The 19,976-nt window shown below is 70.0% G+C and carries 17 protein-coding genes; 11 read left to right on the top strand and 6 right to left on the bottom strand.

Going from position 1 to position 19,976, the window contains the following annotated elements; translation table 11 throughout:
* Positions 1-50: 50 nt before the first annotated feature.
* Positions 51-1,409: an amidohydrolase family protein gene (locus tag ACE3T2_RS07460; RefSeq protein WP_374656291.1), complete on the top strand. Its 1,359-nt coding sequence runs from the start codon at positions 51-53 to the stop codon at positions 1,407-1,409.
* A 52-nt stretch (positions 1,410-1,461) separates the two neighbouring features.
* Here the strand turns inward: ACE3T2_RS07460 and ACE3T2_RS07455 are convergent, their stop codons facing one another.
* Positions 1,462-1,839 (bottom strand): VOC family protein, encoded by a 378-nt coding sequence (locus ACE3T2_RS07455; protein ID WP_374656289.1) that lies wholly within the window; start codon positions 1,837-1,839, stop codon positions 1,462-1,464.
* A gap of 66 nt (positions 1,840-1,905) precedes the next feature.
* A complete protein-coding gene (gene chpT / locus ACE3T2_RS07450; RefSeq protein WP_374656287.1) occupies positions 1,906-2,577 on the bottom strand; it encodes a histidine phosphotransferase ChpT in 672 nt (223 codons plus the stop codon).
* Positions 2,578-2,662: 85 nt separating this feature from the next.
* Here chpT and ACE3T2_RS07445 point away from each other — a divergent pair, with 85 nt between their 5' ends.
* From ACE3T2_RS07445 to ACE3T2_RS07415, 7 genes are all read left to right on the top strand, one after another.
* On the top strand, positions 2,663-2,860 hold the full coding sequence (locus tag ACE3T2_RS07445; protein WP_374656285.1) for a DUF3553 domain-containing protein: 198 nt from the start codon (positions 2,663-2,665) through the stop codon (positions 2,858-2,860).
* Positions 2,857-3,618 carry a 3'(2'),5'-bisphosphate nucleotidase CysQ gene (gene cysQ, locus ACE3T2_RS07440; RefSeq protein ID WP_374656283.1) on the top strand — a complete coding sequence of 254 codons (762 nt, stop codon included), beginning with the start codon at positions 2,857-2,859 and terminating at the stop codon, positions 3,616-3,618. Before ACE3T2_RS07445 ends, cysQ begins: the two co-directional genes overlap by 4 nt.
* A gap of 326 nt (positions 3,619-3,944) precedes the next feature.
* A complete protein-coding gene (locus tag ACE3T2_RS07435) occupies positions 3,945-6,242 on the top strand; it encodes a TonB-dependent receptor (protein ID WP_374656281.1) in 2,298 nt (765 codons plus the stop codon).
* A 192-nt stretch (positions 6,243-6,434) separates the two neighbouring features.
* On the top strand, positions 6,435-7,118 hold the full coding sequence (locus tag ACE3T2_RS07430) for a Fe2+-dependent dioxygenase (RefSeq protein ID WP_374656279.1): 684 nt from the start codon (positions 6,435-6,437) through the stop codon (positions 7,116-7,118).
* A gap of 63 nt (positions 7,119-7,181) precedes the next feature.
* Positions 7,182-8,372 carry an acyl-CoA dehydrogenase gene (locus tag ACE3T2_RS07425; protein WP_374656277.1) on the top strand — a complete coding sequence of 397 codons (1,191 nt, stop codon included), beginning with the start codon at positions 7,182-7,184 and terminating at the stop codon, positions 8,370-8,372.
* A gap of 128 nt (positions 8,373-8,500) precedes the next feature.
* Positions 8,501-11,197 (top strand): PAS domain S-box protein, encoded by a 2,697-nt coding sequence (locus ACE3T2_RS07420; RefSeq protein ID WP_374656275.1) that lies wholly within the window; start codon positions 8,501-8,503, stop codon positions 11,195-11,197.
* A gap of 105 nt (positions 11,198-11,302) precedes the next feature.
* Positions 11,303-12,976, top strand: a complete 1,674-nt coding sequence (locus ACE3T2_RS07415) for an MFS transporter (protein WP_374656273.1) — start codon at positions 11,303-11,305, stop codon at positions 12,974-12,976.
* A gap of 142 nt (positions 12,977-13,118) precedes the next feature.
* Here the strand turns inward: ACE3T2_RS07415 and ACE3T2_RS07410 are convergent, their stop codons facing one another.
* The gene (locus tag ACE3T2_RS07410) at positions 13,119-14,114 is read right to left on the bottom strand and encodes a phosphotransferase (protein ID WP_374656271.1); all 996 of its coding nucleotides are present in this window, start codon (positions 14,112-14,114) and stop codon (positions 13,119-13,121) included.
* A gap of 164 nt (positions 14,115-14,278) precedes the next feature.
* Here ACE3T2_RS07410 and ACE3T2_RS07405 point away from each other — a divergent pair, with 164 nt between their 5' ends.
* Entirely contained in the window at positions 14,279-14,701 is a 423-nt protein-coding gene (locus ACE3T2_RS07405; RefSeq protein ID WP_374656269.1) for a nuclear transport factor 2 family protein, read from the top strand.
* 3 nt (positions 14,702-14,704) lie between these two features.
* Here ACE3T2_RS07405 and modB read toward each other — a convergent pair whose 3' ends face one another.
* Complete coding sequence (gene modB / locus ACE3T2_RS07400; protein WP_374656267.1) at positions 14,705-15,400, bottom strand: molybdate ABC transporter permease subunit; 696 nt, start codon at positions 15,398-15,400, stop codon at positions 14,705-14,707.
* Entirely contained in the window at positions 15,397-16,269 is an 873-nt protein-coding gene (locus tag ACE3T2_RS07395) for a bifunctional precorrin-2 dehydrogenase/sirohydrochlorin ferrochelatase (RefSeq protein ID WP_374656265.1), read from the bottom strand. The genes modB and ACE3T2_RS07395 overlap by 4 nt, the downstream gene beginning before the upstream one ends.
* A 135-nt stretch (positions 16,270-16,404) precedes the next feature.
* Here ACE3T2_RS07395 and ACE3T2_RS07390 point away from each other — a divergent pair, with 135 nt between their 5' ends.
* On the top strand, positions 16,405-16,890 hold the full coding sequence (locus tag ACE3T2_RS07390; RefSeq protein WP_374656263.1) for a (2Fe-2S)-binding protein: 486 nt from the start codon (positions 16,405-16,407) through the stop codon (positions 16,888-16,890).
* A gap of 14 nt (positions 16,891-16,904) precedes the next feature.
* Positions 16,905-19,091 (top strand): molybdopterin cofactor-binding domain-containing protein, encoded by a 2,187-nt coding sequence (locus tag ACE3T2_RS07385; RefSeq protein WP_374656261.1) that lies wholly within the window; start codon positions 16,905-16,907, stop codon positions 19,089-19,091.
* On the opposite strand, the gene ACE3T2_RS07380 is transcribed toward ACE3T2_RS07385, so the two are convergent.
* A complete protein-coding gene (locus ACE3T2_RS07380) occupies positions 19,088-19,918 on the bottom strand; it encodes a LysR family transcriptional regulator (protein ID WP_374656259.1) in 831 nt (276 codons plus the stop codon). The genes ACE3T2_RS07385 and ACE3T2_RS07380 overlap by 4 nt on opposite strands.
* Positions 19,919-19,976: the final 58 nt, after the last annotated feature.

Below are 19,976 nucleotides of genomic sequence, written 5' to 3'. Positions count from 1 at the left end.
AGGCGCCTCTGCAGGTAGAGTGCGCGCCGTCCTATAGGGGGGAAGTATCCATGCGTAGAGTCGCCACGTCTGTCGCCGCCATGCTGCTGGGGCTCGGCCTCGCCGGCCATGCGGGCGCCCAGAGCCAGCCCGCCGCGCCGAAGGTCGTGGTCATCCATGCCGGCTCGCTGCTCGACAAGCCCGGCCAGGCGCCGCGCGGCGCCAGCACCATCGTGGTGCGCGGCGGCAAGATCGAGGCGGTGAAGGACGGTTTCGCGGCGCCCGAGAGCGTTGGCGCGGCCGGCGCCCAGGTGGTCGACCTGCGCGACCAGTTCGTGCTGCCGGGTCTGATCGACAGCCACGTCCACATCTTCAGCGACGACGACAAGGTGCGGGCCCGGATGGAGGGCTTCAACCGCGACGACGAAGACGACATGGTGATCGGGATCGACAACGCCCGCCGCACGCTCGAGGCCGGCTTCACCACCATCCGGGACCTGGGCAGCGACATCCACGCCGTCACCGCCCTGCGCGACGGCATCAACAACGGCCTGCTGACCGGCCCGACGATCGTGGCGGCCGGCAGCCCCATCTCGGTGACTGGCGGGCATGGCGACCGATCCAACAACCTGAACCGCGACCTGGCCGAGATCGCTCACCAGCATGCCGAGAACGTCTGCAACGGCGCCGAGGACTGCCGCCGCGCCGTACGCAGCCAGATCGGCCAGGGCGCCGACGTGATCAAGTTCACCGCGACCGGCGGGGTGCTGTCGAACGTGGCCGGGGGCCTGGGCGCCCAGATGTTCGAGGACGAGATGAAGGCGGTGGTCGAGACCGCCCACATGTTCGGCCGCAAGGTCGCCGCCCACGCCCACGGCACGGACGGCATCATCGGCGCGCTGAACGCCGGGGTGGACTCGATCGAGCACGGCACCTTCGGCACCGCCCAGACCGACGCCCTCTTCAAGAAGACGGGCGCCTATTTCGTGCCGACCATGCTGGCGCCCAAGACCGCGCTGGACCAGGCCCGGGCGGGCGCACGCTCGAAGGCCTCGCTGGAGAAGGCCGAAATCGCGGCGAAGACGGCGATGGAGAACCATAAGCGCGCCATCGCCTCGGGCGTGAAGATCGCCTTCGGCACCGACACCGGGGTCTCGGCCCACGGCGACAACGCCAAGGAGTTCGCCTTGATGGTCAGCGTCGGCATGAGCCCGGCCGAGGCGATCAAGGCCGCGACGGTCAACGCCGCGGACCTGCTGGGCCGCTCGGCCAGCATCGGCACGCTGGAACCCGGCAAGGACGCCGACATCATCGCCGTGGCCAAGAGCCCGCTCGGCGACGTCACCCAACTGGAGCGGACCACCTTCGTCATGCATCGCGGCGCGGTGGCGAAGATCGGCGGCCTGCGCGCGCCGTTCCCGCCGAACTAGAAGGTCGGCTAAGCGGACCGAAAAGGGCGGCGACAGCCGCCCTTTTTATTGGCTAATGCATCGTGCCGGCGACGATCTCGAGCTTGTTGCCGTCAGGATCGAGCAACACCGCGCCGTAGTAGTCGGGCGAGATGTCGGGGTGCAGGCCGGCGGCGCGCACGCTGGTCGCGCCGGCCGCCAGGGCCGCGGCATAGGCGCCGTCGACCGCCGCCCGGGTCGGGGCGGTGAAGGCGATGTGGGCGGCCAGGCCCGCGACCTGATCGCCCTCCACCGGATAGAGCCAGAACAGCCGGCTTTCGCCGCCGGGGCCGTAGGCGAGCTCGTGCTCGGCCGCCCAGGCGTTGGCGCAGTCGAGCGGGGCGAAGAAGGCGTCGTAGAACACGCGCGCCGAGGCCAGGTCGCGAACGCCGATGGACATGTGGTCGAACAAGGGCAGGCCCTCCACTTGAAGCTATGCAGCTTCAGGTGTGGGGCGCCCCTGCCTCGCGCAAGGTGCTCAGGCCGGAACGGTGGCCGCGAAGGTGACCTTTTCCTCGCCGACGTCGGCGAAGACGCGGCCGCCAGCGTCGCCCATGAACAGGTGGACGTAGTAGGCCTGGACCCAGTGGCCGTGCAGCCCCTCGCCCATCGGCTCGCCGCGCAGGCCGCCGAGGACTTCGGGACGCAGGCGGGCCTTGGCGCCGACCGCCTCGACCGCGATGGCGATGGTGGCGCCCTGGGCCACCGCGCGGACCTTGGCCGTCCCGCCGGTCGGCAGGGCGGCGCCGGCCATCTGGGCGAGATTCATCAGGGCGCGGGCGGCGGGCTTGTTCACGGCGCTCGCCTCGACCTGCCAGTCGAGTTCGGCGCGCATGTGGTTGAAGACCCCCTGGGCGAGCTTTTCCAGTTCGCGCGGGTCGAAGGTCTCGGCCGAGGCCGAGGCGCCGAAGGCCACGCGGGTGAAGGCCAGCAGGTCGGCAAGCTTGCGCGCCGAGCCGGCGATCAGGTTCATGGCGTCCTCGCGCATGTCCTGGGCGCTGGGATCGTCGAGCAGGTCGAGGCCCGAGACGATGGCGCTGGCCGGGCTGATGAAGTCGTGACACATGCGCGCGGCCAGATAGGCGGCCACTTCGGCGGTGCGCGGCGGGCCCTTGGGCTCTGACGCCGTTTCGGGGGTGATATCGGTCATCTGGGCGCCGTCGATCATTTTACTCGCGAACTTGTCCTGATTTGGCGCTTTGGCAAACGCGCCGCTCCACTCTAGAGAACCAGGGATGAGCCCCCTTGATCCCTTCCTCGAGCCCGGCGTGCTGGTCAGGCACCCGACCGAAGGCGACTGGGGTCTGGGCCAGGTGCAGTCGGTCGCGGGACGCAAAGTGACGGTGAATTTCGAGCATTCGGGTAAACAGGTGATCGACGCCGCCGTCGTCGCCCTGGTCTTTGTCGCCGACGACCCGCGAGGCGCCCGATGAGCCGCGAGATGGGCGAAGTCCTGGCGGACATCTGCGAAGAGGCCGCCGTCCTGATCCTGCCGCTCTGGCGCTCCGAGCTGGAGGTGTTCCGCAAGGCCGACGAGAGCCCGGTGACCGAGGCCGACCAGCGCGGCGAGGCGCTGATCCTGGAGCGGCTGGGCGCGCTCTTCCCCGACGTCCCGGTGATCTCCGAGGAAGACGCCAGCGAGTTCGGCACACCCGATGCGGTGGGGCCGCGGTTCTTCCTGGTCGACCCGGTGGACGGGACCAAGGCTTTCGTACGCGGCGACCCGAACTTCACGGTCAATATCGGCTATATCGAGAACGGCCGCCCGGTGGCCGGCGCGGTCTGCGCCCCCGCGACCGGCGAGACCTGGTTCACCGCAGGCGGCAAGGCGATGAAGCGCACCGGCGGCGGCGGGGCCGCGCCGGTCGGGGTCCGGCCCTGGCCCAAGGGCGCGGCGGTGGCGCTGGTGAGCCACACCATGAAGGAAGAGGTCGCGGTGAAGCTGGCGGAGCAGTACGGCTTCGATCTGCGCGAGCCGATGGATTCCTCGATCAAGTTCTGCCGCATCGCCGAGGGCGGCGCCGACATCTATCCACGCCATGGCCCGACCATGGAGTGGGACGTCGCGGCCGGACACGCGGTGCTGGAGGCGGCCGGCGGCCAGGTGAAGACGCCAGAGGGCGCGGACTTCACCTATGGCAAGGCCGCCGACGGCTTCCGCAACGGCTGGTTCGTCGCCCGAGGGGCCTAGAAGGCGGGCAAGTGCGGGGCGAGCGCCACGTAGCCCGCGAAGCCGGCCGTGAAGGAAACGGCTGCGATCCAGAGGAACGGCCGGGCGATATCGGTCAGGCTGACTTCGGTCATGGGCTTGCTTGCTCCTGATCGTGAAACAGCCGGACCTGGGCCGTGGTTGCGAGACGCCGTCGATAAAAGCCTCTGACGCCGCGACGGAGCGGCGCCGGTGACGCATCCGCGCAACAATCGACTTAGTTGCGACTAATTCTCATTGCCTTGCTCGAGCCTCGAAACTAAGAACGCCTCGCAGTTTCATTCTTAGAAGACGACGAGGGGCGATAAGTGGACAAGCGGCGGACGAACGGCGTCAGGGCCTATGCGCGCAAGGCGCTGACCCCGGCGGCGGTGGCGGGCGTGGCCGGGCTGGCGCTGGCGCCGCAACTGGCGCTGGCCGACGACGCGGCGGCGGATGCGGCGACCGAGGTCTCCGGCGTCCAGGTCGAGGGCCGCGCGGCCCTGCAGCCGACCTCGCCGAAGTACACCTCGCAGATGATCGACACGCCGCGCAGCGTCACGGTGATCCCCAAGGAGATCATCAACCAGACCGCCGCGACCTCGCTGAGCGACATTCTGCGCACCTCGCCGGGCATCACCTTCGGCGCCGGCGAAGGCGGCCAGCCGCTGGCCGACCGCCCGTTCATCCGCGGCCAGGCCTCGGGCAACAACGTCTTCGTCGACGGCGTGCGCGACACCGGCGGCCAGGTCCGCGACCTGTTCAACCTGGAGCAGGTGGAAGTCATCAAGGGCCCCGACAGCGCCTATAACGGTCGTGGGTCCGGCGGCGGCAGCATCAACCTGACCACCAAGCGCCCCAACCTGACGGAGTCGACCACGGTGACCGCCCGGGTCGGGACCGACAGCTACCTGCGCGGGGCGGTCGACGCCAACCTGCCGGTCGGCGAGACCAGCGCGATCCGCATCAACCTGATGGGCTCGCAGGGCGACGTCCCCGGCCGCAAGGTCGTCGATTTCGACACCTGGGGCGTGGCGCTGGCCGGCGCGGTCGGCATCGGGACCGACACCCGCGTCACGGCCAGCTACTATCACCTCGACCGCAACGACATGCCCGACTACGGCGTGCCGCTGTTCACCAAGCTGCCGGGCGTGCCGCGCACCAACGAGAGCGGGGTGCTGAACGTGCCGCGCGACGCCTTCTATGGCCTGTCGGCCCGCGACTACCAGAAGACCAAGGCCGACATCTTCACCCTGATCGCCGAGCACGACATCAACGAGGCGATCACCTTCCGCAACGTGTTCCGCTACTCGAAGACGTTGAACGACTATGTCGTCACCAATCCCGGCGACGGCGGCGCGGCCCAGTTCGTGGCCGGCGAATGGTGGATGAAGCGCGGCACCAAGAGCCGCTGGAACGAGGCGACCACTGTCGCCAACGTCACCGACTTCTACGGCAAGTTCAAAACCGGCGGCATCGAGCACAGCTACGACGTCGGGCTGGAGCTGTCGCGCGAGACCAACGAGAACGCCGCCTACGTCATCTACACCACGGCCGGCGCGGCCTGCCCGGCGGGGTTCACCAACAACGCCACCACGGCCGGCGTCGGCGACTGCACCCGCGTCTTCGCCCCGAACCCGGGCGATCCTTGGCAAGGCCGCATCGTGCGCCCCGACCCGTCGGTGAACTACACCAAGACCGTCGGCGTCTACGCCTTCGACACCCTCTCGTTCGGCGACAAGTGGCTGCTGAACCTGGGGATCCGCCACGACGAGTATTCGGTGAAGGGCCGCGACGTGGCCGTCACCAGCGCGAACGGCGTGATCAGCGCGACCACCATCACCCCGCGCGAGGGCGACTGGAGCTTCACCAACTACCAGGCGGGCCTGGTCTACAAGCCGACCCCGAACGGCAGCATCTACGTTTCGTACGGCACGTCCTCGACCCCGCCGACCATCGCCGGCGGCGACCAGAACACCGCAGGCGGCACGGGCACGGGCAACCTCGCCAACACCCTGCTGGACCCGGAAGAGGTCACCTCGACCGAGGTCGGCGTGAAGTGGGCCTTCTTCCGCGAACGCCTGTCCACCTCGGCGGCGATCTTCCACATGAAGCGCGAGAACGCCCAGATCCAGATCGCCAGCGGCGTCTACGCCCAGGTCGGCGAGGCCATGGTGCAGGGCCTGGAGATCGGCGTCACCGGCCGGGTCACCCCGGACTGGATGGTGTTCGGCGGCTACACCTACATGGACAGCGAACTGGTCCGCGGCGCCTATAACGGCGTGAACCAGGGCGACAAGCTGGCCAACACGCCCGAGCACACCTTCAGCCTGTTCACCACCTACAGCCTGACCGACGCCTTCAGCTTCGGCGGCGGCGCGTACTACGTCTCCGACAGCTACGGCGGCAACCAGGGCGGCGCGGGCGGCGGGACGAACCGGGTCTTCGCCCCGGCCTACTGGCGCTTCGACCTCTACGCCGGCTACCGGATCAACGAGCGCATGGACCTGCAGCTGAACATCCAGAACGTGACGGACGAGGACTACATCGCCCGCACCAACGGGGTTCACCACGCCGACTACGGCGCCGGCCGCCAGGCGATCCTGACCCTCAACGCCCGCTTCTGACCTCCCCCAACGAGAAGCAGGCGCGCCTGAGCAAGATCCGATCCGGTCGGATCTTGCTCAGGACTCTTTGGATTTCGCGCATCTCTCCGCCGAACCGGCGTCCACTTCGGCGGAAATGCTCACGAGGCCGGCCCCGCCCCCAAAAGGCGGGGCCTCTTCTATTCCGCCCCAGCCGAACTAAGGTCACCCGCGATGATGCTGCATATCCCCCAGGTGCTGACCAAGGACCAGGTCGCTCAGATCCGCGCGATGATCGACGCGGCCGACTGGATCGACGGCAACGCCACCAGCGGCGCGCAGTCGGCCCTGGCCAAGCGCAACGAGCAGCTTCCCGAGGCGAGCGAGGCGGCCAAGGCGGCGGGCGAAGCGATCCTGGACGCGCTGTCGGCCAATCCGCTATTCGTGACCGCCGCCCTGCCCCAGACAGTCTTTCCCCCGCTGTTCAACCGCTACGCCGGCGGCCAGACCTTCGCCACCCACGTCGACAACTCGGTCCGCCAGAGCCGCGACGGGGCGGTGCGCATCCGCAGCGACCTGTCGGCCACGCTCTTCCTGACCGAGCCGGAGGACTATGACGGCGGCGAGCTGCTGGTCGAGGACACCTACGGCGTCCACGAGGTCAAGCTGCCGGCCGGCGACATGATCCTCTATCCGGCTTCGAGCCTGCACCAGGTGACGCCGGTCACCCGGGGAGCCCGCACGTCGAGCTTCTTCTGGATCCAGAGCCTGGTGCGCGAGGACGCCCGGCGCACCCTGCTGTTCCAGATGGACATCGCCATCCAGCAGCTGGCCGGCAAGGTCGGGGCCGGGGCGCCGGAACTGGTCTCGCTGACCGGCGCCTATCACAACCTGCTGCGCATGTGGGCCGACCTCTAGAACGTAGCGGCCCGCCGGAAATGGAGCCATAAGGCCCCAAATCGTTCCAAGGGAGACCGCGCCATGGCGCTCGACACCGCTTCGCCCGCCAAGACCTTTGACTGGGAAGACCCGCTGGACCTGGCCGCGCGCCTCACCGAGGAAGAGCGGATGGTCTGGGAAAGCGCCCGCAGCTACGCGCGCGAGAAGCTGCTGCCGCGCGTGGTCTCGGCGTTCGCCGAGGAGCGCTTCGACCGCGAGATCATGACCGAGATGGGCGCGCTGGGCTTCCTGGGCGCCACCCTGCCCGAGCAGTACGGCGGCGCCGGCGTCAGCCACGTCGCCTACGGCCTGATCGCCCGCGAGATCGAGGCGGTCGACTCTGGCTATCGCTCGGCGATGAGCGTGCAGTCCTCGCTGGTCATGTACCCGATCTACGCCTTCGGCTCGGAAGAGCAGAAGATGAAGTACCTGCCCGGCATGGCCCGGGGCGAGATCGTCGGCTGCTTCGGCCTGACCGAGGCCGACGGCGGCTCGGACCCGGCCTCGATGCGCACGGTGGCGAAGAAGGTCGACGGCGGCTACGTGCTGAACGGCGCCAAGATGTGGATCACCAACGCCCCGATCAGCGACGTCTGCCTGGTCTGGGCCAAGCTGGACGGGGTGATCCGCGGCTTCCTGGTCGATCGCGGCTCGGAAGGCCTGACCACGCCGAAGATCGAGAACAAGCTGTCGCTGCGCGCCTCGATCACCGGCGAGATCGCTCTGGCCGACGTGTTCGTGCCGGAAGACCAGATGCTGCCGAACGTCACCGGCCTGCGCGGGCCGTTCTCGTGCCTGAACAAGGCCCGCTACGGCATCAGCTGGGGCGCGATGGGCGCGGCCGAGTTCTGCCTGCACGCCAGCCGCGAGTACACCCTGACCCGCAAGGTGTTCGGCAAGCCGCTGGCCGCGCGCCAGCTGGTCCAGAAGAAGCTGGCCGACATGCAGACCGAGATCGCGCTGGGCTTCGAGGGCGCGCTGGCGCTGGGCCGCCTGCTCGACCAGGGCGCCTGGGTCCCGGAAGCCATCAGCCTGATGAAGCGCAACAACTGCGGCAAGGCCCTGGCCATCGCCCGCGAGGCCCGCGACATCCACGGCGGCAACGGCATTTCCGGCGACTATCACGTGATGCGCCACGCCGCGAACCTGGAGACCGTCAACACCTACGAAGGCGCGCATGACGTGCACGCCCTGATCCTCGGCCGCGCCATCACCGGCGAAAACGCCTTCTAGGCGAAGGAAAATAGCGCTGCGCGCGATGGTTTTAGCATCGCAACCATCGCGCGCAGAATTTCGCACGCCAAAACGTTACGTTTACCGACCAATGTTACGCATCCCGCCGAACTTTCCGGGGGGCGTGGATGACCGCGCAGCGAACACCGCAGGAAACGGCGGCGATAACCGAGTGGCTGTTCGAGAACAGCCGCGACGTGATGTTCGTCATCGGCGCGGACAAGACGTTCAAGCTGATCAACCCGGCGTTCCGCCGCGAGACCGGCTGGGCCGAGGCCGAGATCGTCGGCCAGTTCGCCCGCGACTTCATCCATCCGGACGAGAACGCCAGCATAGAGGCGCACCTGCAGCGGCTGGCCGAGTTCGGCTATAGCGACCACGCCTCGCGCATCCGCACCAAGGACGGCGGCTGGCGCTGGTTCGAGGGCAGGGCTCAGCTCACCCAGGCCGGCGAGGTGATCGGCGTCATGCGGGACGCCACCGAGGAGCGAGCGCGCGAGGCGCGGCTGGCCGAGGCCGAACGCACCAGCCGCATGCTGTCCCAGGCCGCCGGCATCGGCACCTGGACCTACGAGCCGGACGACGACCGCGTGGAGTGGTCGCGCGACATCCTGGCCATCACCGGCTACTCGTCCGAAGACATCGCCAGCGGCGCCCAGTTCGAGGACATCCTGCATCCCGCCGACCGCGCGTGGGTGCAGGAGCAGTTCATCGCCGGCATCGTGCGCGGGGAATCGCGTTCGTTCGAGCACCGGATGAAGACCAAGGCCGGGCGCTGGTCGCACTGGCGCGTGACCTTCCAGACCGAGCCGCGGCCCGGCGGCGCCTACGCCCTGCGCGGCGTATCTCAGAACATCACCGAACTGATCGAGGCACGGGACGCCGCGCTGCGCAGCCGCCAGCAGATCCTGCAGCTTGTCGAGAGTTCGCCCTTCGGGGTGGCCATGTTCGATCGCCAGCTGCGCTGCATGGTGGTCAGCGACGCCTGGCGCAGCGCCTTCACCCTGCCCGACCAGGACCCGATCGGCCGCACCCTGGGCGAGGCCTTCGCCAAGGCCCCGCGGCAGCTGATCTCGGCCCAGACCCGCGCGCTGTCCGGCGAGGTGGTCCGCGCCCGTGAGCACCGCTTCGCCGACGTGAAGGGGGACAAGCGCTGGTTCCGGTGGGAAGCGCGGCCGTGGCGCGACGCCCGCGGCCGGGTCCAGGGCGTGGTCTGCTATGTCGACGACATCACCCCGCTGGCCGAGGCCCGACGCGAGGCCGAGGTCAATGCACGGCGACTGAAGCTGGCGCTGAACGCGGCCGACGCCGGGGTTTACGAGATCGACCACGTGCAGAAGACCTTCTGGGCCAGCCCGGAGTTCGAGAAGCTGGTCGGCAAGACGGCCGCCGGCTACGAGGAGGCTCAGACCCTTCAGTTCCCGCGCTTCCACGAGGACGATCTGGAGCATGTGCGCGGGGCGTTCCGCGACATCCGCGACGGCAAGCGCGCGCCCGGAGAGGCTTTCGAGGCCCGCGCCCTGACGCCCAACGGCCAGCAGCGCTGGATCCGCGTCTTCCACCACCTGTCGACCGACCGTAAGGGCAGGTGGCTGCGGGGCGTGGGCCTGGTTCAGGACTTCGACCAGCGCAAGCGCCAGGAACTGGAGCTGATGGCCGCCCAGCGCGCGGCGCAGTCGGCCAACGAAGCGAAGGCGGCGTTCCTGGCCAATATGAGCCACGAGATCCGCACTCCGATGAACGGGGTGATGGGCGTGCTTCACCTGCTCAAGTCCGAAGCCCTGTCGGCGGACGGGCGGCGGATGCTGGACGAGGCGTTGTCCTGCGGCCACATGCTGGCCGAACTGCTGAACGACGTGATCGACTTCTCGAAGATCGAGGCCGGGCACCTGGAGATGGCCCCAGAGCCGGTAGCTCCCAAGGCGCTGATCGAGGGGGTCGCGCGGCTGCTGCGACCGCAGGCCGAGGCCAAGAACCTGAAGCTGGTGGTCGAGGCGCCGGACGACCTCGGCTGGGTGATCAGCGACCCGGTGCGCCTGCGCCAGGGGCTGTTCAACCTGATCGGCAATGCGGTGAAGTTCACCCTGAAAGGCCAGGTGACGGTTCGCGCCGCCCTGCGCCACGGCGAGGCCGGGCCGATGCTGCGGCTGGAGATCGCCGACACCGGCGTGGGCATTCCCGAGGCGGTGCAGCCGCGGATCTTCCAGCGCTTCGATCAGGGCGACGCCTCGACCACGCGCAAGTTCGGCGGCTCGGGGCTGGGCCTGTCGATCACCCAGCGGCTGGCGCGGATGATGGGCGGCGACGTCGGCTTCGCCTCGACCGAAGGCGTCGGCTCGGTGTTCTGGATGGAGGTCCTGGCCCCCCGGACCGAGGCGGCCCCGATCGTCGAGGAGAGCACCGAGGACTGGCTGAACGGCCTGCGCGTCCTGGTCGTCGAGGACAATCCGACCAACCGGATGATCGCCACCAAGCTGCTGCAGAACCTGGGCGCCGACGTCGAGACCGCGGCCGACGGCCTGCTGGGCGTGGAGGCCGCTGCGCGCGGCGCCTTCGACCTGATCCTGATGGACGTGCAGATGCCCGGAATCGACGGGCTGGAGGCCGCGCGGCGCATCCGGGCCCTGGGCGGAGCCGCCGCCGCCACGCCGATCGTCGCCCTCACCGCCAACGTGCTGGCTCACCAGCGGCGCTCGTACCTCGACGCCGGCATGGACGGCGTGGTCGGCAAGCCGATCTCGCCGGCCGCCCTGCTGACCGAGATCGCCCGGCTCGCCGCCCAGCCGCTGGAGGACGACGCCGCGGCGCAGACCGCGGTGGCGTAGGCCGGATTCCGATTTGCGCCTCCTCTTGGGGGAGGAATTAGACCGCCCCTTCCCACAACGCCGTTCGCCGCGTTAGACCTTCTTCCGACTTGGGGGGAGACAAGAATGGCGGAAGTCGCCGTGGAGACGCCGGCCGGCAAGCAACCTGCGTCCTTGCGCACCGTGGTGGCGGCCTCTTCGGCCGGGACCGCGTTCGAATGGTACGACTTCTTCGTCTTCGGCAGCTTGACCCAGGTCATCTCCAAGACCTTCTTCTCGGGCCTGCCCGAGACCGCCGGCTATATCGCCGCCCTGGCCCTGTTCGGGGCCGGCTTTCTGTTCCGCCCGCTGGGCGCGCTGGTGTTCGGGCGGATCGGCGACAAGGCCGGCCGCAAGGGCGCCTTTCTGGTCACCGTCGTGCTGATGGGCGGGGCGACCTTCGCCATCGGCCTCTTGCCCACCTACGCCCAGGCCGGGCTGATCGCACCGGCGTTGCTGGTGCTGATGCGGATCATCCAGGGCTTCGCCCTGGGCGGGGAGTACGGCGGGGCGGCCATCTACGTCGCCGAGCACGCGCCGCCGGACCGCCGCGGCTGGGCCACCGGCTGGGTGCAGACCTCGGCCGCCATGGGCCTGTTCGGCGCGCTGATGGTGATCCTGGCCAGCCGGGTCATCGTCGGCGAGATGTTCGGCCCAGAGGCTTTCGACGCCTGGGGCTGGCGCATCCCGTTCCTGTTCTCGGCCGGCCTGCTGGCCATCTCGATCTGGATGCGGCTGAAGCTGTCGGAAAGCCCGGCCTTCGCCAAGATGAAGGCCGAGGGGACCGCCTCCAAGGCGCCCTACGCCGAGGCCTTCGGCCAGTGGAAGAACCTGAAGATCGTGCTGCTGGCGCTCGCGGCGATCATGTCGGCCCAGGGGGCGGTCTGGTACACCGCCTTCTTCTACGTCCAGACCTTCATCGAGCGGTTCCTGAAGGTCGCGCCCGAGACCATCAACCTGCTGATGCTGTCGGCGACCGCGGTCAGCGCCATCGGCTATGTCCTGTTCGGCTGGCTGTCGGACAGGATCGGCCGCAAGCCGGTGATGCTGCTGGGCATGACCCTGATGCTGGTCGCCTATTTCCCCGGCTTCCACATGCTGGCCAAGACGCTGAACCCGGCGCTGGCCGAGGCCGAGGCGCGCGTGCCGGTGGTGGTGGTCGCCGATCCGTCCGACTGCTCGCTGCAGTTCGATCCGGTCGGCAAGACGGCCTTCGTCTCGTCCTGCGACATCGCCAAGAGCGCGCTGGCGAGCGCAGGCGTCTCCTATTCCAACGAGGTCGGCGCCGCCGGTGCGCCGGCCCAGGTGAGGGTCGGTTCCAGTGAAGTCGCCTCGGCCAGCGCCAAGGGCCTGACCGGCGACGCGGCCAAGGCCGCCAAGGCCAAGGTCGAGGGGGAGATCAAAGCCGCCCTGGCCGCCGCCGGCTATCCGGCCAAGGCCGACCCGGCGCGCATGAACCTGGTCGGGGCGTTCGGGGTGCTGATGATCTTCGTGATCGCCGCCACCGCGCTCTACGGCCCGATCGCCGCCTGCCTGGTAGAGCTCTTCCCGACCCGCATCCGCTATACGGCCATGTCCCTGCCCTATCACATCGGCACCGGCTGGATCGGCGGCTTCGTGCCGTTCACCGCCTTCGCCATCGTGGCGGCGACGGGGAACATCTATGCCGGCCTCTGGTACCCTGTCGCGTTCACGGCGCTGTCGGTCGTCACCTGCCTGCTGCTGCTGCCCGAGACGAAGGGGCGGCCGCTGGACCAGTGATCCCCGCTGTCATCCCTTTTTGCGAAGCAAGACTGGGATCCATGAACACCGGATCGCGCCGAATGCGGCAGAGGCCTTCGCCCCTTTGAGCCAGGTCGGCGTCAATGGGTCCCGGACAGCCGCTGCGCGGCTTGCGGACACTTCAAGATCGCGCCGAGACCACCGCCAACGCCGCCTCGAACCGCTGCGAACGCAGACCCTCCAGCGCCTGGGCCAGGCGGGCGCGGACGTAGCCGAACCGGCCTTCGTCGGTGTCGAGCACCGGTTCGCCCAGGATTAGCGCCTGGTGCAGCTCGGCCAGCGCCGGCCCGTCGAGGCTCGGCAGTTGCGCGCGCGAGGCCACGGCGTTGGTCATCACCAGGCCGTAGAACAGGTGGTTCACCTGGGCCATCAGGTAGAGCCGCGCGCGGTGAACCTCGTCCACCTTGCCGAAATAGGTCGCCAGCAGCAGCTCTTCGCGCGCCGGGGTGTCGGCCAAGAGATTGGCCAGGCACGACAGGTCGACGAAGCGGTCGGCGAGGAAGGCCGATTCCCAGTCCACGAACCACAGGCGCTGGCCGTCGTAGAGCATGTTGCGCGGGTTGAGGTCGTTGTGGCTGGCGACCCTGTCCTGCGGCGCGGTGCGATAGGCCGCGCGCAGGACGCCGTAGAGGGCGAAGAGCTCATGGGTCGCGGCCGGCGCGACCAGGCCGCGGGCCTGGAATTGACCGATCAGGGCGTCGATCCCGTCGAGATAGTCGACCAAGGGCGGAAACGGCGGGCCGGCGTGCAGGGCGCGGACCGTCTGGACCGCCTCGACAATCAGGTCCTCGCGCTGGCCTGGGTAGTCGAGCAGCAACGAGCGTTCCTCGATGAATTCCAGGATCGCCACCCCGTCCTGCGGGTCGGCGTAGCGCACCCGCGGGGCGATCAGCCCCGCCGCGGCGATCCGCATGCAGGCATAGGCGCGGGCCGGGTCGCGGAAGGCGTCGCGCTCGCCCTCGATGCGCAGCAGGTATGGCACGCCCCCCACCCGGATTCGGAAGATACCGGCGCCCGACAGCCCGCCGCCCAGCGGCCGCGCGGACTCGATCTCGGCCGTGCCGAAGGCGGCGAGCGTGGCGCGGCGAACCGCGGGCAGGTCGGCGGGAAAAGACATGGGGCGGCTCCTTCGCGCCGCTTTTCACCCCGATAAAAAGCCGAGTCAATATTACCCGGGTATAATTATCATCGGCCTGCCATCGGAAGGATATCGGATTCCGGTCCGGGCCGGCGACGCGCCGGTCGGCCAGACTGGCGGCGTCAATGAAGGGAGGCTTTCTTATGAAACCCCTGTGGATCCTGCCGTTGTGGCTGGCGGCGGCGGGCGCGGCCGGGGCGGCGGAAACCAGGCCCGAGGCGGTCGTCCGCGCCAAGTTCGCTGCGGTGAACCGCCGCGACCTGGCGGGAGTGATCGCCAGTTACGCCCCGCAGGCGCGGCTGACCGCCTCGAACTTCTGCGCGCCGCGGGAGGGACTGGCCGAGGTCGAGCGGACCTATCGGGCGCTGTTCGCGGCCCTGCCCGACCTGGCGGTCACGCTGGACGAGGTGGTGACGCAGGGCGAAACAGTGGCGGTGCGCTTTCGCGTGCGCAGCGCCGCGGCCGGGATGGAGGTTCCGATCGCCGACTTCTTCACGGTGAGGAACGGGCTGATCGAGCGGGACGACGGGCTGTTCGACAACGGCGGACGGCCCTGCACGCCCTGAGGGTCAGGCGCGGCCCTGGGCGGTGCGCGCCGCCCAGCGGCCGACCGCGTCGGAGGCCAGCACGGCGAGGATCGCAACGGCCGCCGCGACCAGGCAGAGCGCCAGGGCGCGCGGCTCGTCCCCGGGCGACTGAGTCGCGCCATAGATCGCCGAGGGCATGGTCAGGGTCTCGCCCGGGATGGCGGCGACGAAGGTGATGGTCGCGCCGAACTCGCCGAGCGCCTTGGCGAAGCCGAGGATCGCTCCGCCGGCCACGCCGGGGGCGGCGAGCGGCAGGGTGACGCGGAAGAAGCGGGTGACGGGGCCGGCGCCCAGGGTGCGCGCCACCTCGTCCACCTCGCGGTCGACGGCCTCCAGCGCCTGACGGATCGGCCGCACCATCAGCGGAAAGGCCATCACCCCGGCGGCCAGGGCCGCCCCGGTCCAGTCGAAGGCGAAGACGATTCCAATCTTCTCGAGCCAGGCGCCGACGACGCCCCGCCGGCCAAGCAGCAGCAGCAGGAAGAAGCCGGTGGCGACCGGCGGCAGGACCAGCGGCAGGGTGACGAGAGCGTCCAGCACGACGCGAGCGGCGAAACGGCCGCGGGCCTGGGCGAGCGCCACGAGCACCGCCAGCGGCAGGCCGAAGAGCGTCGCGGTCAGCGCCACCTTCAGCGACAACGCCAGCGCCTGGAGATCGTCAGGCGTCAGGTGGCTCACGGAGCGGCGACCGGCAGGATTTCGACGGCGACGGCGGCCAGGGCCGCCAGCTCGGCGGGCGTCGGCGCGCCCGCGACGATGCGGACGACGGCGAGGCCGGCCTGAGCCGCAGCGGCGACGGCCTGCGGGGCGATCCGCTCGGCGTCGCGGCGCGCGAGGTCCAGGACCGCCGCGTCCACGCCCGGATCGGCGGCGATCTGGTCGGCGGCGGCGAGCGCGCGCACCGCCCTTAGGCTGAGCAGGTCGACGGGTCCGGTTCCGTCGATGAAGGCGACGCGCCCCAGCGATGCGACGCCCTCGGCCAGCGCCTGGCGCAGGAGGTCGGCGGCGGCTTCCATGTCGCCGGCCTGCGCCGCGGCGGCGGCCGGTCCGGTCAAGGCCTGGCGCAGAAAGGCGCGGCGGCGCGGCAGGTCGGGCAGGGCCGCCCGCACCTCGTCCTGCAGGCGGCGGAACAGGGCCGCGACCCGGCCCGCGCCCTCCGGCACGCGCTGCTCGATGTCATGGCGCAGCAGGGTCGCCAGCATCGGCGAGGCGCCGCCGGTGCCGATGGCGGCCACCACCTCGCCGCGGTCGATCACCGCCGGGGTGGTGAAGTCGCAGAGCTGGGGCCGGTCGACGACATTGACCGGCACATGAGCGGCGCGGGCCGCGGCGGCGGCGGCGGTCGCAAAGGCCTCGTCGGCGCTGGCCACGAAGGCCAGGGTCGCGCCCGCATAGGCGGCCGGATCGGCGGCGGCGGCCCCGGTCAGGCGCACGACCTGGGCAGGCGAGCCCTCCAGCAGCCGTAGCTTGGCCTGCGCCGCCTCGCCCTCGCCGGCCACGACCACCATGCGGCCGCTCAGGGGAAAGAAGGCGGGAAATGCGTCCAAGGTCGTTCCTGGCGGGTGATGAGGGCGGCGCCTAGCCTAACCATGGTTCGGCGCCCCATGCAGCCACTTTACCGGTCGATCTAAACGCTGTTAGGGTGAGCGCACGCTCACATCGAACCGGGAGGGATCCCACCCATGGCCACGACCCTGGACGTCAACGGCAAGAGCCTTACCGTGAAGGCCGCTCCCGACACGCCGCTGCTATGGGTGCTGCGCGACGAGCTGCAGCTGACCGGCACGAAGTTCGGCTGCGGCATGGCCCAGTGCGGCGCCTGCACCGTGCTGATGGACGGCCAGGCGATCCGCGCCTGCGTGACCCCGATCGAAGCGGTCGGCGCCGCCAAGATCACCACCATCGAGGGCCTGGGCGGGACGCACCCGGTGCAGGCCGCCTGGATCAAGCACGACGTCGCCCAGTGCGGCTACTGCCAGTCGGGTCAGATCATGTCGGCCGTGGCGCTGCTGGCGACCAAGCCGAAGCCGAGCGACGCCGACATCGACGGAGCCATGGACGGCAACATCTGCCGCTGCGGCACCTATCAGCGCGTGCGCGCTGCGATCAAGGACGCGGCCGGCATGACGCCCGCCGCCGCCCCGGCAGCACAGCCGGCCAAGGCATGAAGGGAGACCCTGCGATGAACGCTCCCGTGAAACCCTCCGACGTCGCCGGCGCCACGCGGCGCGATGTCGTCATCGGCGCGGCCGTGGTCGGCGGCGCCCTGGTGGTCGGCGCCTGCTCGCCGACCGACATCCTGTCCATCGGCGCCAAGACCGACTTCGGCGCCTTCGGGCCCTTCATCAAGATCGGCGCGGACGGCGCGGTCACCGTCGTCTCCAAGCACATCGAGTTCGGCCAGGGCAACCATGCCGGCCTGGCGGCCATCGCCGCCGAGGAGCTGGACGCCGACTGGAGCAAGGTGAAGGTCGAGCAGGCCCCCGCCATCGCCAAGGTCTACGCCAACCTCGGCATGGGCGCGCAGGGCACCGGCGGCTCGTCGGCGATCTCCAACAGCTGGGAGCAGCTGCGCAAGGCCGGCGCCTCGGCCCGCGCCATGTTCGTCGAGGCCGCCGCCAAGCGCTGGAGCGTGCCGGCCGGCGAGATCACGGTGAAGGACAGCCTGGTCGCCCATGCTTCCGGCAAGTCGGCGACCTTCGCCGAGCTGGTCGCCGATGCGGCCAAGGCGACTCCGCCCGAAACGCCGACCCTGAAGGATCCGAAGACCTTCACCCTGATCGGCACCGACCGCGTGCGCCGCAAGGACGCGACCGCCAAGTCGACCGGGACGGCGATCTTCACCCAGGACGTCCACCTGCCGAACATGCTGACCGCCATGGTGCTGCACGCGCCGCGGTTCGGGGCCAAGCTCGCCTCGTTCGACGGGGCCGCGGCCAAGCAGGTCCCCGGCGTGGTCGACGTGTTCGAGATCCCCAGCGGCGTGGCCGTGGTCGCCCAGGATACCTGGTCGGCCAAGAAAGGGCGCGAGGCGGTCAAGGCCACCTGGAACGAGGACGAGGCTGAGAAGCGCTCGTCCGACGCCATCCTGGCCAGCTACAAGGACCTGGCCTCGGGCAAGACCCAGCCGCAGGACAAGGCCAAGTGGCAGGCCTTCGAGACCCGCGGCGACATCGCGCAGGCCAAGGGCGAGACCCTGGAGGTCGCCTACGACTTCCCGTACCTGGCCCACGCCACCATGGAGCCGATGAACTGCGTGGCCGAGATCGGCGGCGGCAAGGCCAAGCTGACCACCGGATCGCAGATCCCGACCATCGACCAGCTCAACACCGCCAAGATCGTCGGCATGCTGCCGGGCGCGGTGGAGATCGAGACCCTGTTCGCCGGCGGCTCGTTCGGGCGGCGGGCGAACTTCCAGTCCGACTACGCGGCCGAGTGCGTGCACATCGCCAAGAAGATCGGCGGCGGCCGGCCGGTGAAGCTGGTCTGGACGCGCGAGGACGACATGGCGGCCGGCTACTTCCGGCCGATCACCCACCACACCGTGAAGGTGACGGTGGACGCCGAGGGCTATCCCGCCAGCTGGCGCCAACGGGTCGTGACCCAGAGCCTGATGAAGGGCTCGCCCATGGGCCAGCCGAAGCTGGACGCCACCGCCGTCGAGGGCGCGCTCGGCTCGCCGTATCTGAAGGCGACGCCGATCGTAGACGCCCAGATGGTGTTGCCCGACTCGCCGGTGCCGGTGCTGTGGTGGCGCTCGGTCGGCGCGACCCACACCGCCTTCGTGATGGAGCACACCATCGATCAGCTGGCCCGCAAGGCCGGCAAGGACCCGGTGGAGTACCGCCGCGCCCTCTACACCAAGGCCGGCGCCAAGCGGCACCTGGCGGTGCTGGACCTGGCCGCGCAGAAGGCTGGATGGGGAACCCCGGCCCCCGCGGGATGGACCCGCGGCGTGGCGGTGCACGAGAGCTTCGGCTCGGTCGTCGCCCAGATCGCCGAGGTGAAGCTGGAGAACGGCGTCCCGAAGGTCGGCCGGGTGGTGACGGCGGTCGACTGCGGCACGGCGATCTCGCCCGACCAGATCGCCGCCCAGATGGAGGGCGGCACCTGCTATGGTCTGTCGGCGGCGCTCTACGGCCAGGTGACCCTGAAGGACGGGGTGGTCGAGCAGACCAACTTCGACACCTATCGCGTGCTGCGCAATTCCGAAGCACCGAAGGTCGAGACCTACATCGTGCCGTCCGCTAATCCGCCCAGCGGCATCGGCGAGCCGGGCACCCCGGTGATCGGCCCGGCGGTGGCCAACGCGATCCTGGCCATCACCGGCCAGCCGAGCTTCAGCCAGCCGCTGGTGAAGACCGCCTAGGCGAGGCGCGCGGCCAGGTGGTCGGCGACCAAGCCGACGAAGGCGCGGATGCGCGGCGTGCGGCGCAGGTCCTCGTGGGTCAGCACCCAGACCTGCGAGGCGATCTCCGGGATCGGCCCCTGGACCCGCTCCAGGGGCCGCCCCTCGATCAGATATGACGGCAGGACCGCGCGGCCGAGCCCCGCGGCGGCGGCTTCGGCCGCGGCCCACATGCTGTTGACCCGCAGGGCGACGCCCGCCTCTCCGGAGCGGGCGGCCAGCCAGCGCGCGGCAGGGATGGCCGCCAGGCTGTCGTCCAGGGCGATCCAGGCGGCGGGCGCGCCGCGGCGGGCGTAGACGCCGTAGTCGAAGGCGGCTGCGCGCCGGCCGACCAGGGTCTCGGGCGGGGTGCGGGTCGGACGGATCGCCACCTCCGCCTCGTGGCGAGCCATGTCGGCGAAGTCGTTGGAGACCGACAGTCGCACCTGCACCTGCGGATGGGCCTCACGGAAAAGCGCGATCGCCTCAAGCGCCAACGGCGCGAGCGAGTCGGTCGTGGTGGCGGCCAGGGTTCCCGACATCCGCACGTCCGCGCCCGACAGGCGGCGGTTCAGCTCGGCCAGGCGGGTGCGGTTCTCGTCGGCGGCGGCGATGATCTCGCGCGCCAGGTCCGAGGGCTGGTAGCGGCCGTCCACCCGCTCGAACAGCGGCGCGCCGGCCGCCTGCTCCACGGCCTTCAGGCGGCGATAGACGGTGGCCGGATGCGCGCCCAGGGCCGCGGCGGCGCGGCGCGGACCGCCGTGGGCGGCGAGCGCGGCGATGAGCTCGAGGTCGGCATGGTCCAGCATGTGTCGCATTCATGCGAATTATGATCGCATTTCAAGATATTTCCTCGCGACAAAGCGA

The sequence above is a fragment of the Phenylobacterium sp. genome (assembly GCF_041919955.1).
In the GTDB taxonomy this organism is placed as follows: Bacteria; Pseudomonadota; Alphaproteobacteria; order Caulobacterales; family Caulobacteraceae; genus Phenylobacterium.
Note: the sequence above shows the minus strand (reverse complement) of the source record. Positions and strands in the feature narration are given on the sequence as shown.